General features: G+C 61.4%; 11 protein-coding genes. 8 read left to right on the top strand and 3 right to left on the bottom strand.

Features of this window, described 5'->3' with window-relative positions:
* Nucleotides 1-137 precede the first annotated feature (137 nt).
* From cpdA to AAGW23_RS00795, 7 genes are all read left to right on the top strand, one after another.
* The gene (cpdA, locus tag AAGW23_RS00825) at nucleotides 138-953 is read left to right on the top strand and encodes a 3',5'-cyclic-AMP phosphodiesterase (RefSeq protein ID WP_342404431.1); all 816 of its coding nucleotides are present in this window, start codon (nucleotides 138-140) and stop codon (nucleotides 951-953) included.
* Nucleotides 954-1,086: 133 nt separating this feature from the next.
* The gene (locus AAGW23_RS00820; protein ID WP_342404430.1) at nucleotides 1,087-1,704 is read left to right on the top strand and encodes a YqiA/YcfP family alpha/beta fold hydrolase; all 618 of its coding nucleotides are present in this window, start codon (nucleotides 1,087-1,089) and stop codon (nucleotides 1,702-1,704) included.
* Between the two features lie 18 nt (nucleotides 1,705-1,722).
* Nucleotides 1,723-3,609 carry a DNA topoisomerase IV subunit B gene (parE, locus tag AAGW23_RS00815; protein WP_342404429.1) on the top strand — a complete coding sequence of 629 codons (1,887 nt, stop codon included), beginning with the start codon at nucleotides 1,723-1,725 and terminating at the stop codon, nucleotides 3,607-3,609.
* Between the two features lie 11 nt (nucleotides 3,610-3,620).
* The gene (locus tag AAGW23_RS00810) at nucleotides 3,621-4,586 is read left to right on the top strand and encodes an esterase-like activity of phytase family protein (protein WP_342404935.1); all 966 of its coding nucleotides are present in this window, start codon (nucleotides 3,621-3,623) and stop codon (nucleotides 4,584-4,586) included.
* Nucleotides 4,583-5,110, top strand: a complete 528-nt coding sequence (locus tag AAGW23_RS00805; protein WP_342404428.1) for a retropepsin-like aspartic protease family protein — start codon at nucleotides 4,583-4,585, stop codon at nucleotides 5,108-5,110. Before AAGW23_RS00810 ends, AAGW23_RS00805 begins: the two co-directional genes overlap by 4 nt.
* Nucleotides 5,107-7,356, top strand: coding sequence for a DNA topoisomerase IV subunit A (parC, locus tag AAGW23_RS00800; RefSeq protein ID WP_342404427.1), 2,250 nt, complete (start codon nucleotides 5,107-5,109; stop codon nucleotides 7,354-7,356). Before AAGW23_RS00805 ends, parC begins: the two co-directional genes overlap by 4 nt.
* Nucleotides 7,357-7,570: 214 nt before the next feature.
* Entirely contained in the window at nucleotides 7,571-8,266 is a 696-nt protein-coding gene (locus tag AAGW23_RS00795) for a PqiC family protein (protein ID WP_342404934.1), read from the top strand.
* 241 nt (nucleotides 8,267-8,507) lie between these two features.
* On the opposite strand, the gene AAGW23_RS00790 is transcribed toward AAGW23_RS00795, so the two are convergent.
* Nucleotides 8,508-10,061, bottom strand: a complete 1,554-nt coding sequence (locus AAGW23_RS00790; protein ID WP_342404426.1) for an AhpA/YtjB family protein — start codon at nucleotides 10,059-10,061, stop codon at nucleotides 8,508-8,510.
* Nucleotides 10,062-10,258: 197 nt separating this feature from the next.
* Here AAGW23_RS00790 and serB point away from each other — a divergent pair, with 197 nt between their 5' ends.
* Entirely contained in the window at nucleotides 10,259-11,473 is a 1,215-nt protein-coding gene (gene serB / locus AAGW23_RS00785) for a phosphoserine phosphatase SerB (protein ID WP_342404425.1), read from the top strand.
* Nucleotides 11,474-11,524: 51 nt separating this feature from the next.
* Here serB and AAGW23_RS00780 read toward each other — a convergent pair whose 3' ends face one another.
* Nucleotides 11,525-12,601: an NAD(P)-dependent alcohol dehydrogenase gene (locus AAGW23_RS00780; RefSeq protein WP_342404933.1), complete on the bottom strand. Its 1,077-nt coding sequence runs from the start codon at nucleotides 12,599-12,601 to the stop codon at nucleotides 11,525-11,527.
* Between the two features lie 149 nt (nucleotides 12,602-12,750).
* A complete protein-coding gene (locus AAGW23_RS00775) occupies nucleotides 12,751-14,817 on the bottom strand; it encodes an EAL domain-containing response regulator (protein WP_342404424.1) in 2,067 nt (688 codons plus the stop codon).
* Between the last annotated feature and the right edge of the window lie 3 nt (nucleotides 14,818-14,820).

Raw genomic sequence — 14,820 nt, 5'->3', positions numbered from 1 at the left:
GATGTGGTGATGGCGCTGTGCTATTGGCTCTGTGATGCTCCCAAGCGGTTCTGTGATGCATGCCCGCATCGCGCGGTTTACCCCTGCAACGCCCAGCCACCATAATTCTTCTGCGATTTCGCCAAAGGAGACGGGTCTTGGCTGCTGCGCCGCTCACTGTTGAACACGACTCGGTACTGCTCGTACAGCTGACCGATAGCCACCTGTTCGCCGAAGCAGGCGGCAAGCTGTTGGGTATGGATACGGCTGACAGTCTGCAGCGTGTCGTGGATCTGGTTCTCGATGAGCAGCCGCGTGTCGACCTGATGTTGGCGACCGGTGATCTTTCCCAAGACGGCTCCCTTGCCTCCTATAAGCGGTTTCGCCAGCTGTCCGAGCGTATAGACGCGCCGGTTCGCTGGTGTCCAGGCAACCATGACGAGTTGGCCCCAATGCAAGAGGCAACCCGTGGCAGCGACATGATGGCGCCCGTGTTTGATATCGGTGCGTGGCGGGTCGTCATGCTCGATACGCTGGTGCCGGGCGCGGTCTTCGGAATGCTGCGTGACGAGCAATTGGCCCTGCTGGAGCAAACCCTGCAGCAGGCACCGCACCGGCCTCACCTGGTCTGCCTGCACCATCACCCGGTCTCGATTGGCAGTCGCTGGATGGACAGTATCGGATTACACAATCGTGAGGCGCTGTTCGAAGTGCTTGACCGTTTCAGCTGCGTCAAGGCATTGCTTTGGGGGCACATCCATCAGGCGTTCGATAGTGAACGTCGTGGTGTTCGCTTGCTAGCCACCCCCTCCACCGGCGTGCAGTTCGCGCCCGGCAGCGAGGACTTTCAAGTCGATACGCTTGCGCCCGGCTACCGCTGGTTGCGGCTGTACGCTGACGGCTCACTCGATACCGGTGTTTCGCGAGTGGTTGGTATCGACTTCGTAGTCGATTACTGCGTCAAAGGGTATTAATCATCGCAGGTCTGTGAAAGTGTTTGGCGCTGACGCAGTCCCGCACCGATTGGCCTCAGGCTTCCCAGGCGGCTTGCAGCTTGCGCGCCTCGCCTAGTAGCCTTCCCATCCTTTGTCAGTCCAGCGAATCAGCATGTCTCGCGAACAGCCCACCATTCTCTATATGCACGGCCTCAACAGTTCACCGTTGTCACATAAGGCCAGCCAGTTGACAGCAGCCCTGCGTCGGCTGGACCGGACTGACTCGCTGCAGGTGCCGGCGTTGCACCATCATCCACGACAGGCCATTAAGCAGCTTGAGACGGCGATTGCAGCGCTGGGGCGACCGCTGCTGGTCGGCAGCTCCCTCGGCGGATACTATGCAACGCATCTCGCCGAGCGCCACGGGCTCAAGGCCCTGCTGATCAATCCGGCCGTTACGCCTCATTGCCGTTTCGATGGTTATCTCGGCCCTCAGACCAACCTCTACAGCGGCGAGGTCTGGGATCTGACTGAAGACCATGTCACGGCGCTGGCCGAGCTGGAGGTGCCATCGCCGCAAGATGCCGAGCGCTACCAGGTCTGGTTGCAGACGGGTGACGAAACGCTGGATTACCGCCATGCGGCGAATTACTACAGGGGCTGTGCTGTGCGCATTCAGGCCGGTGGTGATCATGGCTTCCAGGGTTTTTCCGAGCGGCTTCCTGCCTTGCTGGCCTTTGCCGGCTTTGATCCGGCCCTGTTTGCAGACGTCGATTTTTCCGATTTATAAGGACATCACGAGACGCACATGTCTTATACCGCCGAAGCCATTGAAGTCCTCTCCGGCCTGGATCCGGTGCGCAAGCGACCAGGCATGTACACCGACACCTCGCGGCCCAACCACCTCGCCCAGGAAGTCATCGACAACAGTGTCGACGAAGCGTTGGCGGGGCATGCCAGCTCGGTCCAGGTCATCTTGCATCAGGACAATTCCCTTCAGGTGATCGACGATGGTCGCGGCATGCCGGTGGACATCCATCCGGAGGAGGGGGTTTCGGGCGTCGAGCTGATCCTCACCAAACTGCACGCAGGCGGCAAGTTCTCGAACAAGAACTACCAGTTTTCCGGTGGTCTTCACGGGGTGGGCATTTCTGTGGTCAACGCGTTGTCGACCCGTGTGGAAGTGACGGTCAAGCGCGAGAGCAACGAATACCGCATGGCGTTCGCCGACGGCTTCAAGGCTAGCGAGCTGGACATCATCGGGACGGTCGGTAAGCGCAATACGGGTACCAGCGTACATTTCTGGGCCGACCCGAAATACTTCGATACCCCGAAATTCTCGATCAGCCGGCTCAAGCATGTGCTCAAGGCTAAAGCCGTGCTTTGCCCCGGCTTGAATGTCAGTTTCGAGGACAAGAACACCGGAGAGAAGACCGAATGGCACTACGAGGACGGTCTGCGCTCGTATCTGGTCGACGCCGTCAGCGCGTTTGTTCGGCTACCCGACGAGCCCTTCTGCGGCAGCTTGGCCGGCAGCAAGGAGGCGGTTGACTGGGCACTTCTTTGGCTGCCGGAAGGCGGTGACAGTGTCCAGGAAAGCTATGTCAACCTGATCCCAACTGCGCAGGGCGGCACCCACGTCAATGGCCTGCGTCAGGGGCTGCTGGATGCCATGCGGGAGTTCTGCGAGTTCCGCAATCTGCTGCCACGAGGCGTCAAGCTGGCGCCGGAAGACGTCTGGGAGCGGATCGCATTCGTGCTCTCGACAAAGATGCAGGAGCCGCAGTTCTCCGGTCAAACCAAAGAGCGTCTGTCTTCGCGGGAGGCCGCCGCGTTTGTCTCCGGGGTGGTCAAGGATGCTTTCAGTCTGTGGCTCAATGCGCATCCCGAGCTGGGCTTGCAGCTGGCCGAACTGGCCATCAGCAACGCCGGGCGCCGGCTCAAAGCCAGCAAGAAGGTCGAGCGCAAGCGCGTCACCCAGGGACCGGCGCTGCCCGGCAAGCTGGCCGACTGTGCTGGGCAGGACCCGGCGCGCTCCGAGCTGTTTCTGGTCGAGGGGGATTCTGCGGGCGGTTCCGCCAAGCAGGCCCGCGACAAGGAGTTTCAGGCAATCATGCCTTTGCGCGGCAAGATCCTGAATACCTGGGAAGTCGACGGCGGCGAGGTACTGGCCAGCCAGGAAGTGCACGATATCGCCGTGGCCATCGGCGTCGATCCCGGCGCGATGGATATTTCCCAGCTGCGCTACGGCAAGATTTGCATCCTCGCTGACGCTGACTCGGATGGTTTGCACATCGCAACCCTGCTCTGCGCGTTGTTCGTTCGTCATTTCCGCCCGCTGGTGGATGCCGGTCATGTGTATGTGGCCATGCCGCCGCTGTACCGCATCGATCTGGGCAAGGACATCTTTTATGCGCTCGACGAAGCCGAGCGTGACGGCATCCTTGATCGCTTGCTGGCGGAGAAACGCCGTGGCAAGCCGCAGGTCACGCGCTTCAAGGGTTTGGGGGAGATGAACCCGCCTCAGTTGCGCGAAACCACCATGGACCCGAACACACGCCGGCTCGTGCAGTTGACCCTGGATGACTTCGACGGCACCCGCGAAATCATGGACATGTTGTTGGCCAAGAAGCGCGCCGGCGATCGCAAAAGCTGGCTGGAGTCCAAGGGCAACCTCGCGGAGGTGCTGCTTTGAATTTTCTCTGGATGGTGCTGCTGGGTGCGCTGGCGGTGCCATTCTCGGCAACCGCTGCGCCTGAATTGACCATGCTCAGTGAGCATCCCGTCGATGGGATCGCCGCAGGCAATCTATCCGGGCTGGCCTGGTGCGGTGACGCGCTCTGGGCAGTATCGGACCGAGAGGACAATGTCCTGTACCGTCTGGATGCCAGCGATACCGTCTGGCAGGCCGAGGCCGAGCGCTTCGAGTTGCCGCCGGTGCCGAATACCGGGTTGTCCTGGGGGGTGCGCATGCGCTCCGCGTTCACCGGCATGCTGCGTGGTGGTGAAATGGATTTCGAAGGCCTGAGCTGCGACAGCTTGGGCAATCGTTACCTGGTCAGCGAAGCGTATGCCGCTGTGCTGCGGGTGAATCCAGCGGGGACGGCCGAGTGGCTGAACCTGCCGGGTGCAGTGGTGCGGCAGGCGCGGGCGAGCGGGATGTTGCTCAAGTTCAACGCTATGTTCGAAGGTGTAGCGGTTGATTCGGGCGCCGATCGGCTGTGGCTGGCCGCAGAGCACAGTCGCCGTGGTCTGTTGGTGACCCATCGAACGCAGAACAGCTGGCGTTGTACCGGCGGATGTGTGTTGCTGGTCGGGGGGGGGCGCGATTCAACGCCTCCCGAGATGGGCGATGACACCCAGCCGCGGCGCTTTTCAGGGCTCACCTTTCATAATGGAAAACTGTTTACGCTCGAACCGGTGACTCACCGGGTCTGTCGGCGGAACGTGGAGAATGGGCACCGAGAGGCATGCTGGTCCTATGCCGACACGGCAATGGCTGAGTCGCGCCGTTACGACACGCCATTCGGAAATGCCGAAGCCCTCTGGGTCGATGAGGACGGCGCCTGGGTCGGGCTCGACAACAATGAGCTTACGCGTGCCGACGGCGAGAAGCGTCCTGTCGTCTGGCGCTTTGCTGCGCCCAAGGGCGGCTGGGGTGCCAAGCAGTGAGTCAGCCTGCCGGGCGTCGTGCCGGGCGCGTCATGCTGGTCCTCGCCTGGGGGGCAGGGTTGCTGTTGGCCACGCGTTTTTTTTCGGGCTGGGAACAGAGCCGCTTCAATCCCAATCGTGAACCGGTGTCGGTCATCCAGGGCGAGCAGATAGAGGTGCACCTGGACAGCAACCCGCAGGGGCATTTCGTGGCCGATGGCCAAATCAATGGCGAGACAGTGACCTTTCTGCTGGACACCGGTGCTACCGATGTCGCGATTCCCGCCGACCTTGGTGATCGCCTCGGCCTGCCCCGCGGCGCTCCGGTGATGCTGCACACCGCCAACGGGCAGACCACCGGTTACCGAACCGTGCTGGACAGCCTAGCCCTTGGCGACATTTTGCTGCACGACGTACGTGCCATCGTGGCGCCTGGCTTTGGCGGTGAGCAGATCCTGCTTGGTATGAGCGCCCTGAAACAACTCGAATTCACCCAGCGCGCCGGCACTCTGGTGCTGCGCCAACACGCCACGGATCGACCATGAGCGAAACTATCGACCTGAGCCTGGACGGCGTGGAGCGTCGCTCCCTTGCCGACTTCACCGAGCAGGCCTACCTGAATTATTCGATGTACGTGATCATGGATCGCGCACTGCCGCATATCGGCGACGGGCTCAAGCCCGTGCAGCGGCGCATCATCTATGCGATGAGCGAACTGGGATTGAACGCCGACTCGAAGCACAAGAAGTCGGCGCGGACGGTGGGTGACGTGCTCGGCAAGTTTCATCCCCACGGGGACTCGGCTTGTTATGAAGCCATGGTGCTGATGGCTCAGCCGTTCAGCTACCGCTACACGCTGGTCGACGGCCAGGGTAACTGGGGCGCACCGGACGATCCAAAGTCTTTCGCGGCCATGCGTTACACCGAAGCACGGCTGTCGCGCTATTCCGAAGTGTTGCTGTCCGAGCTGGGGCAGGGGACCGTGGAGTGGGTGCCCAACTTCGACGGTACGCTGGACGAGCCAGCGACCCTGCCCGCGCGCCTGCCTAACCTGCTGCTCAACGGCACTACGGGGATTGCGGTCGGCATGGCGACCGACGTGCCGCCGCACAATCTGCGCGAAGTCGCCGCCGCGTGCGTGCGTTTGCTGGACGACCCGAAAACCACCGTCGAACAGCTCTGCGAGCATGTGCAGGGGCCGGACTACCCAACCGAGGCGGAAATCGTCACCCCGCGCGCCGATCTGCTGAAGATTTACGAAACCGGCCGAGGCTCGGTGCGTATGCGTGCGGTATATCGCGTCGAGGACGGCGATATCGTGGTCACCTCGCTGCCGCATCAGGTCTCCGGCTCCAAGGTGCTGGAGCAGATCGCCGCGCAAATGCAGGCGAAGAAGCTGCCGATGGTGGCCGATCTTCGTGATGAATCCGATCACGAGAACCCGTGCCGGATCGTCATCATCCCTCGATCCAACCGGGTAGACGCCGACGAGCTGATGCAGCACCTGTTCGCCACCACCGAGCTGGAGTCGAGCTACCGGGTCAACACCAACGTTATCGGCCTTGATGGTCGACCGCAGGTGAAGAACCTCCAGGTGCTGCTCAGCGAGTGGCTGACCTACCGCATCGGCACCGTCCGGCGACGCCTGCAGTTCCGCCTGGACAAGGTCGAGCGGCGCCTGCACCTGTTGGAAGGTTTGCTGGTCGCCTTTCTCAACCTCGACGAGGTGATCCATATCATCCGGACCGAGGATCAGCCCAAGCCTGTGTTGATGGCGCGCTTCGAACTGTCCGAGCTACAGGCCGATTACATCCTCGACACCCGCTTGCGTCAGTTGGCGCGGCTGGAGGAAATGAAGATTCGTGGCGAGCAGGACGAGCTTGCTAAGGAACGGGAAAAGTTGCTGGCGTTGCTCGGCAGCGAAGCCAAGCTGAAGAGGCTGGTACGCAAGGAGCTGATCGCCGACGCCGAGACCTACGGCGATGACCGCCGTTCGCCGATCGTTGCGCGCGCCGAAGCCCGCGCGCTATCGGAAAACGAATTGCTGCCGTCCGAGCCGGTCACCGTGGTGATTTCCGAGAAAGGCTGGGCGCGCTGCGCCAAGGGCCATGACATCGACGCCACCGGGCTGTCCTACAAGGCCGGCGACGGCTTCAGAGCGGCCGCCGCAGGTCGTTCCAATCAGTACGCCGTGTTTATCGATTCGACCGGGCGCAGCTATTCGCTGGCGGCCCACTCGCTGCCCTCGGCGCGCGGCCAGGGCGAGCCGCTCACTGGCCGTCTGACGCCACCTCCTGGCGCCGGTTTCGAGTGCGTCTTGCTGCCTGAAGACGAGTCGCTGTATGTAATCGCTTCGGATGCCGGTTATGGCTTTGTGGTTAAAGGCGAGGATCTGCAGGCCAAGAACAAGGCCGGCAAGGCATTGCTGTCGTTGCCGGCCGGTGCGCGAGTCGTCGCGCCGCGGCCGCTGAAAAGCCGTGATCAGGACTGGTTGGCGGCGGTGACGACCGAGGGGCGTCTGCTGGTATTCCCGGTTCGTGATCTACCGCAGCTGGGCAAGGGCAAAGGCAACAAGATTATCGGCATTCCAGGAGATCGGGTCGCCAGTCGTGAAGAGTATCTGACGGATCTCGCCGTGCTGCCGGAAGGATCGACGCTGGTCTTGCAGGCCGGCAAGCGTACCTTGTCGCTGAAGAGCGAGGATCTGGAGCATTACAAGGGCGAACGCGGGCGGCGCGGCAACAAGCTGCCGCGCGGCTTCCAGCGAGTGGATGCGCTCTTGGTCGAATAAGTTGTCGGGTCGAAGAAGTCCGGAAGGCTGGCTTCTGATAGGCGTTTCGCGGAAGATAGCCGCCTTCCGATTTAGCCGGTTTGCGATGCGGTGGCTGCACTTGCCGACTGCGTCGCTGGCCAAAGACAATCAGCGCGATGGCTGAGGGTAAACGATGCAGTGGCGCGGAAAGGTACGCGTTGCGATGTTGCCCAAGCCCGGTGCAAAGGTAGAGATGAACGTGCAACGCTTCACAACTGTTTTGCTACTTGCCTGTGCCAGTCTGGCCGGGTGTGTCACTCAACCCGTGCCGATGTATCGACTCGACAACGGCGCTGTGGAGATGCCTGGGCAAGCGGCGGATGGCACAGCGGTTCTGTTGGGGCCGGTAAAATTGGCAGACTATCTGCAGCACGACGCCTTACTGCAGCGGCTGCCGGATGGGAGCCTCGCCGCTGATGGCCAGCGGGCGCGCTGGGCAGGAAGCCTGCAGGGCGACATCAGTCAGTTGCTGTTGCGCCAGTTGGCCTCGCGCTTGAAGACCCAGAGCCTGGAGCTGAGTCCCGGCAGTAAGGGCTTCAGCCCGGAGGTACAGATCGAACTCGAGATTACCCGCCTGGATTCCGGTCCTCAGCATCCTGCTGTGCTGGAAGCCCAATGGCGCGTGCTCGACGGGCAGGGCGAGCGCCAGAGCAGTCGTCTGGTTCGATTGCAAGAGCAGCATAAAGGCAGCGCAACCGATCAGGTGCGCGCGCAAAGTCTGCTCCTGCAGCGGCTTGGCGAGATGATGGCGAGCGCGGTGGAGCCAGTGATGGTGGCCAAGGCACGGACCAAAAACAGCGTCAGCAAAGCGCCGAACAAGCCACAGGCTGCTCCGGCAATCCCTGCTGTGGAGCCCATCAGGACTGACCTGGAAGTGTTTCGCTTCTGAGCAAGTGGCCCTTGTTTGAAGCGCCTATGCGCACCGTTGCGCTCAGCGGGGGCAATCCCCTGTAGGAGGGGCGTAGTACGCGCTACGCCGTGGACAGTTCCGCTGGCGTATCAGGCATCAGCCCCTTAGTCGCTGCTTGCTAATCGCTCCGCAGCGATGCGGGCGCGCTGATCACGCTCCGCTCTTCCACCGATGCCACGGCCGCGAGGGCCGGCTCGCATGTTCCGACCGAATGCTGGTGTCAGCTGATGCGGTTGCGCAGCTCGTGCATGCGCGCGAGCTGACGCTCCAGTAGCGAGGGGTAGGGTTCGAGCAGCCGTTCGACGCAGCAGGCGCCCTCGGGGCTTGCAATGGGGCGGATGCGAGCTCGCTGGCGAATCAGGCTGTCTTCGCCAATTTCGCGTTCGACCAGCAGCAGGTTACGGCTGTGTTGCGACATGGCAAGTGCGGCTTGTGCAGGCTCACTGAGCAGAAGATCACCCTGGCTCAGGTCGTAAAGCCCTTCGCCTTGAGTAAGTCCCAATTGCAGCTGCAACGTGATGCCGCTATCGGCGACCTCGATCTGCAGGGCGTGGCCCAGCGCGCGCATCAGCTCGCCGCAGCAAAGCGCATGGGTCAGGTAGTTCTGCTCGTCGTCCTGGCTGTGGAAGAGCATCAGGCTGCTGCCGTCGTTGAGCGTATGCAGTTCGGCCTGATACAGAGTCGAGGCCTGTTGCAGGCAGTCGCTGTAGCGCTGCAGCAGTTCGGTCAGCCGTGTGCGGGGTAGGCGGCGCAGTTGCTCCTGGGCGCCGAGCTGAATCGCCAACACACCGCTTTTGCCAGCGCTGGCTGGAGCTGCGGGGCTGGCCACTGCCACTGTGGGGGCAGGCGTTGGCTGCGACTTGGGCTCATCGAAGGGCGGATCGTCATCGAAATCATCGTCGAATGAGTCATCGGTGGCAGCATCCTCCGTCGGCAGGCTCCCAGCCGCATCGTCGAGATGGCTCCGAAGATCCGTGTCAGAACGTTGGTAGTCGTTGACGGGAACTGCCACAGGCACCTCGAAATGCGCCGAATAGAGATCCTCCATGCTGTCGTCTAGCTCGATCTCCGGCTCCGGTTTCTCGGGTACCAGGCGTGCCTGCAGCTGCCGCGCCAGTTCGCCGATCTCATCTTGCCGACCTGCGCCCGGGGCCGGGTCATCGGGGTCGCGCAACCACAGGCGCAACTGCATCAGGGGAAGCGAGAGCTGTCGGCCCAGGCGCATGCTTAGCGTAAGAGTCAGCGCCAGCAGGATAAGGCTGAGCAATCCCATGCTTTGCAGGCTGATGGTCATTGGTTGCTGGAACTGTTGCATGTCGAGGCTGATGCGCAGGTGCCCGGCGATCACCTCCTGAAAACTGATCGGGGTGGAGTAGAGGCCTTCCTCGTCGCCTAGCAGACTTCGCTGCGGGCGGGCGCCCGACTCCGCTAGCACGCGGTTGTCGACACTGTAGATCGCCGCGTGCGCCACCAGCGGGTTTTTCACCAGATTGCTCAGCAGCACATTGAGGCTAAGAATGTCGTTGGCCACCAGCAGATCCGTCGCCGAGGCGGCCGTCTGGGTGGTCAGGCTTTGGCCGAGGGCATCGGCCTGCTGCTCCATCGCATGCTTGAACTGCATGCCCATGACCCAGGCGTAGATGATCAGGGCCAGCGCAACCAGCAGCAGCGTGTGGCTGGCTACGCGTAGAACCAGCGGAACACGACGCTGGCGCAGTGCGCGATAGATCAGCAGGAAGAAATTGTCGGACTTGACGGATGCGGGCCGGTTCACAGAGCGCGGCTCTACTCTTGAGGAAAGTGGCGCGCAGTATACGGAAAGCGCCGTGGGGGCTAAAGGTCACTCGGTCATAGCAGACGAATTGCAGACGCATCAGATGCAGATGCAGGTTGAAAACTGGTGGTGTGCTGAAGCGTTAGCGCAGTCCTGCTGTTATAGAATGCCCGTCTTCTTTGCATAGGAGCTGCGCCTTGCGCGAAATCGTCCTGATTAACATCACTGGGGAAGACCGTCCCGGGCTGACCGCGGCAATCACCGGCGTACTCGCTCAAGGTGGTGTGAATATCCTGGATATCGGCCAGGCCGTGATCCATGACACCCTGTCGTTTGGCATTCTGGTGGAGATACCCGATACCGAGCGTGCCTCTTCTGTCCTCAAGGACGTACTCTTCATGGGGTACAAACATGACCAGCAGGTGCGCTTCACGCCCGTTGCGGAGGCAGACTACCAGCAGTGGGTGGCCGGGCAGGGCAAGCCTCGGCACATCGTCACCCTGTTGACCCGCAAGGTGACCGCCGAGCAGTTGCAGCGCGTCAGTTCGATCACCGCCAAGTATGGTTTGAACATCGACCACATAGACCGGCTATCCGGGCGCCAACCGCTGGACATGCCGGAAGAGCTGGGCAAAGGTTGCGTCGAGTTTTCGGTTCGTGGCGAGCCTGCTGATACCGCCGCGTTGCGCGCCGAGTTTCTCAGCGTGGCGCAGGAGCTCAACGTCGATATCGCTTTTCAACGCGACTCGGTTTTCCGTCGCAATCGCCGACTGGCCGTGTTCGACATGGATTCGACACTGATCGAGGCGGAAGTCATTGACGAGTTGGCTAAGGTGGCCGGCGTTGGCGACCAGGTTTCGGAAATCACCGAACGTGCCATGCGCGGCGAGTTGGACTTTCGCGCGAGCTTCCGGGAGCGCTTGGCATTACTCGAAGGCCTTGAGGAGCGAGCGCTGGCGGAAGTAGGTGCCCGGCTCAGGCTCACCGAGGGCGCTGAGCTGCTTTTCGCCGAGCTGAAGCGCCTCGGCTACAAAACCGCCATTCTGTCGGGGGGCTTCACTTACTTTGCCAAACAGCTGCAAGCCAGACTGGGTATCGATTATGTCTATGCCAACGAGTTGCAGATAGTCGATGGCAAGCTCACCGGTTTAGCGCAGGAGCCCATAGTCGACGCACAGCGCAAGGCGGATCTGCTTCGCGAGCTGGCTGAGCGGGAAGGCTTGAGGCTGGAGCAGACCATTGCTGTTGGCGACGGTGCCAATGATCTGCCGATGCTTGGGTTAGCGGGGTTGGGTGTCGCCTTCCGAGCCAAACCTCTGGTCAAACAGTCGGCCAAGCAAGCTATCTCGACCTTGGGTTTGGACGGGATTCTTTACCTACTTGGCTTCCGGGATCGTGAAGGAACGGAATAGCTGAGCTGGAAGCTAAGCGGTTGAGGCTTTAGCTTCCAGCTGAGGCTCGCCTTATGGCTTTATTGCCACCTTGAGCACCCCGTCGCGCTGATTGGCGAAGAGCTCATAAGCGTTGGTGATGTCGTCGAGGGGGTAATGATGGGTCACCAAAGCGGCGAGGTCTACGCGCCCTGAAGCCACCACGTTCAGCAGCCGCCGCATCCGCTCCTTCCCTCCCGGGCACAGCGAGGTCACGATCTTGTGGTCGCCAAGCCCGGCATGGAAGGCGCCAAGCGGAATGGTGAGGTCGGCTGAATATACGCCCAGGCTAGAAAGCGTGCCGCCAGGCTTGAGCACGCGCAAGGCGCTCTCGAACGTCGACTGTTGGCCAAGTGCTTCGATGGAGGCGTCGACGCCGCGGCCACCGGTGAGCCGGAGGATTTCCTCGACTACATCCGTTTGTTTGAAATTCAGTGTCACGTCAGCGCCCATCTGTCGCGCAATGTTCAGGCGTGCATCGACACCGTCCACGACGATAATCATCCCGGCGCCCCGCAGGCGTGCCCCGGCGGTCGCGCAGAGACCGATCGGCCCTTGAGCGAAGATGGCCACTATGTCGCCGATCTTGATCTTGGCGGCTTCGGCGCCGGCGAAGCCGGTGGACATGATGTCGGGACACATCAGCACCTGTTCGTCGGCGAGGCCGTCGGGGACCGGCGCGAGATTGCCCTGAGCATCGGGGACCAATACGTACTCTGCCTGGGTGCCGTCGATGGTGTTACCGAATCGCCAGCCGCCCATCGGCTTGTAGCCGTGGCAGGCGCAGCCGCCGTCCTGCGAGGAAAGACCGTCCTGGCTGGCATAGGAGGAGAAGTTGGGACAAATCGCGCCGGCGATGACCCGCTGGCCCTCCCGGTAGCCCTGTACATTGCTGCCGAGCTTCTCGATTACCCCCACGGGTTCGTGACCGATGGTCAGGCCTGCGGTGACGGGGTACTCACCCTTGAGAATGTGTACATCGGTGCCGCAGATGGTCGTGGTTGTGATGCGGACCAGGGCATCGTTGGGACCGACGTCGGGGATGGGTTTGTCAACAAGCTCGATTCGACCGGGTTCGACGAACGCGGCGGCTCTCATCATGGTCATGATGTTGTCCTCGCAGGCTGGATCAGAACACTCTAGTCCAACCCTGGCAATGGAGCCTGACGGAGGTCAATTACTGCTGTATATCGGTGGGTCGACCGGTCCGTGGGTCGGGAGTGATATGAGTGGTCGCTGGGAGGCCGTTCCGCTGACGATCAATCTTCGTCAGAGGAAAAGTTGTAGTCCATCGACTGGCTCGGGCCCTGCAGGTATTGCCCCTGGATATAGCCGACGCCCGCCTGCCAGAGCGTGGCCAGTACGGTGGCGCTGTCTACGAAGGGAACAATGGTCTGCTTGGCCTGTTCATGCAGCTGTGCCAAGAGCTGTTTGAGTGCTTCCTGATTCTCCTGACGGCTCAGGTCCTGGGTATAGGAGCCATCGATCTTCACAAAATCGGCGTCAAGGTGCTTCAGTGTATTGAGTGGGTTCAGCACGCAGCCGAACTGGTTCAGCGCTACGCGGCAGCCGAGTCCTGCAAGCCCCTGGGTGAGCGCTTTGGCCTGTCTCAAGTAAGCGACGGCGTCGTTTTCGTCCAGTTGGAAAACCAGTGAATCGGGTGGCAGCCTTGAAGCTTTGAGTGCCGCTCCCAGCCAGCTAAGCAGCGAGGGATCTTGCAGGCTGGCGCCGGACAGGTGAACCATCAGTCGCGTGCTGTGGCCCTTATTGCGGTGTTCGGCGAGCAGTTTGATCGAGTTGAGCAGCACCCAGCGGTCGATCTTGCAGGCCAATCCTGCCTCTTTCGCCGCCTCGAGGAACTCGCCCGGTGGCACTTCAGCGCCTTCGGGATCAAGCAGGCGAAGTAGCACCTCATAGTGTTCGTGGCTATCACCGCGCAGACTGATGATCGGTTGAAACAGCAGGCGGAAGCTATTCTTCTCCAGCGCCTGCTGCAGCATCGCGAGGATATTGCCGCGGCTAGCGGCAGCCGCCAGCTCGCGAGCCGGGTCATAGATTCTCAGGGCATTGCCATCGGTCAGCTCTTCGGCGCAGCGGTGCGCGCGGTCAATCACGTCCCGAGCCTTCGCGGTCTGTTCGTCGAGGGCGGCGACACCAATGCTCAGACTGGTCTGAACGGTACGGCCGCCGACATCGAAAAGATGTCCTTCGACCTTTTGCAGCAATTCGGTCAGGGGAAGTTCGAGCTGCTTTGGCGTAGCCTCATCCATCAGGACTGCGAAGGCATCATCCCCGAAGCGCGACAGCTCTGCATTTTGCGGAAACTGCCCACGCAGCAGTTGCGCCAGTTCGGCCAGCAATCGATCCGAATCGCCAAGGCCGATCTCGGCCTGCAAGCTGGCGAAGCGATCAATGCGGATGTAGGCGAGGCTGGAGTTCTTTCCGGCGTTCACGGCGCGCTCAACTGCGCCATCCAGCGACTCAAGGAAATGGTTGCGGTTGTAAAGGCCCGTGACCAGATCCTGGCTGCTGATCTCGCGTAACTTTTCCAGTTCGGCATTATCGCTTTCTGCGCGAATGACGACCTGAATGCAGGGCTCGCCGTCGTAGCTGGCAGGCGAAAAATGCATGCTTGCCTTGAAGCTGCTGCCATCGGCGCGAACGCCTCCGCAAACCAGTTCGGCGCTACCCTGCAAGCTTTGATAATTCTTCAGAAAACCTTTGAACTCGACCTGATCGCAGGATGCAATCAGGTCAATCATCGGCATACCTTCGAGCTCTTCCACATCCTCGTAGCCAAACAGCTCGAGATAAGCGCGGTTGGCGTAGATATGCATGCCGTCATGGACATAGGCAATTGCATCCACCGAGCTCTCGAGCAGCAGCTGGCAACGCTTTTCGGCTTCGCGTAGCGCCAGTTCAGCAGAGCGTCGAGCGCGGCGCTCTTCGAGGTTCGCCAGTTCCCTGCTGGCAACCAGAATCAGCCATTCGTCCTCGCCTTGCGGCAGCGCACCCTGAGCGCCCAGCGCGAGGGCTTCGGTAATCGCGTCGCTGTCGTTGCCGTCGATCAGTTGGATGACCGGGATGTCCTTGGCTTGCTTGCGGATCGCACCTATAGCTTCGCCAGGATCGAGGTTGGTGCTGGTCGGGGCATTAATCAGCAAATCCCAGGTCTGCTGCAGCACATCGGCCAGGTCTTCGCTGGACGTCAGTCGATGAACGCGCGTCGCCTGGCCTGCGTTACGAAACAGGCTGACCAGTCGCTCAGCTTCATTCTGTGAATCCTCGAGGATCAGCAGGCGGATGGTTTTCTTTTGCGGGGCCATGGC

It is taken from the genome of Stutzerimonas chloritidismutans (genome assembly GCF_038562055.1).
Taxonomy (GTDB): domain Bacteria; phylum Pseudomonadota; class Gammaproteobacteria; order Pseudomonadales; family Pseudomonadaceae; genus Stutzerimonas; species Stutzerimonas chloritidismutans_A.
This window is presented reverse-complemented; position numbering and strand designations above follow the sequence as displayed.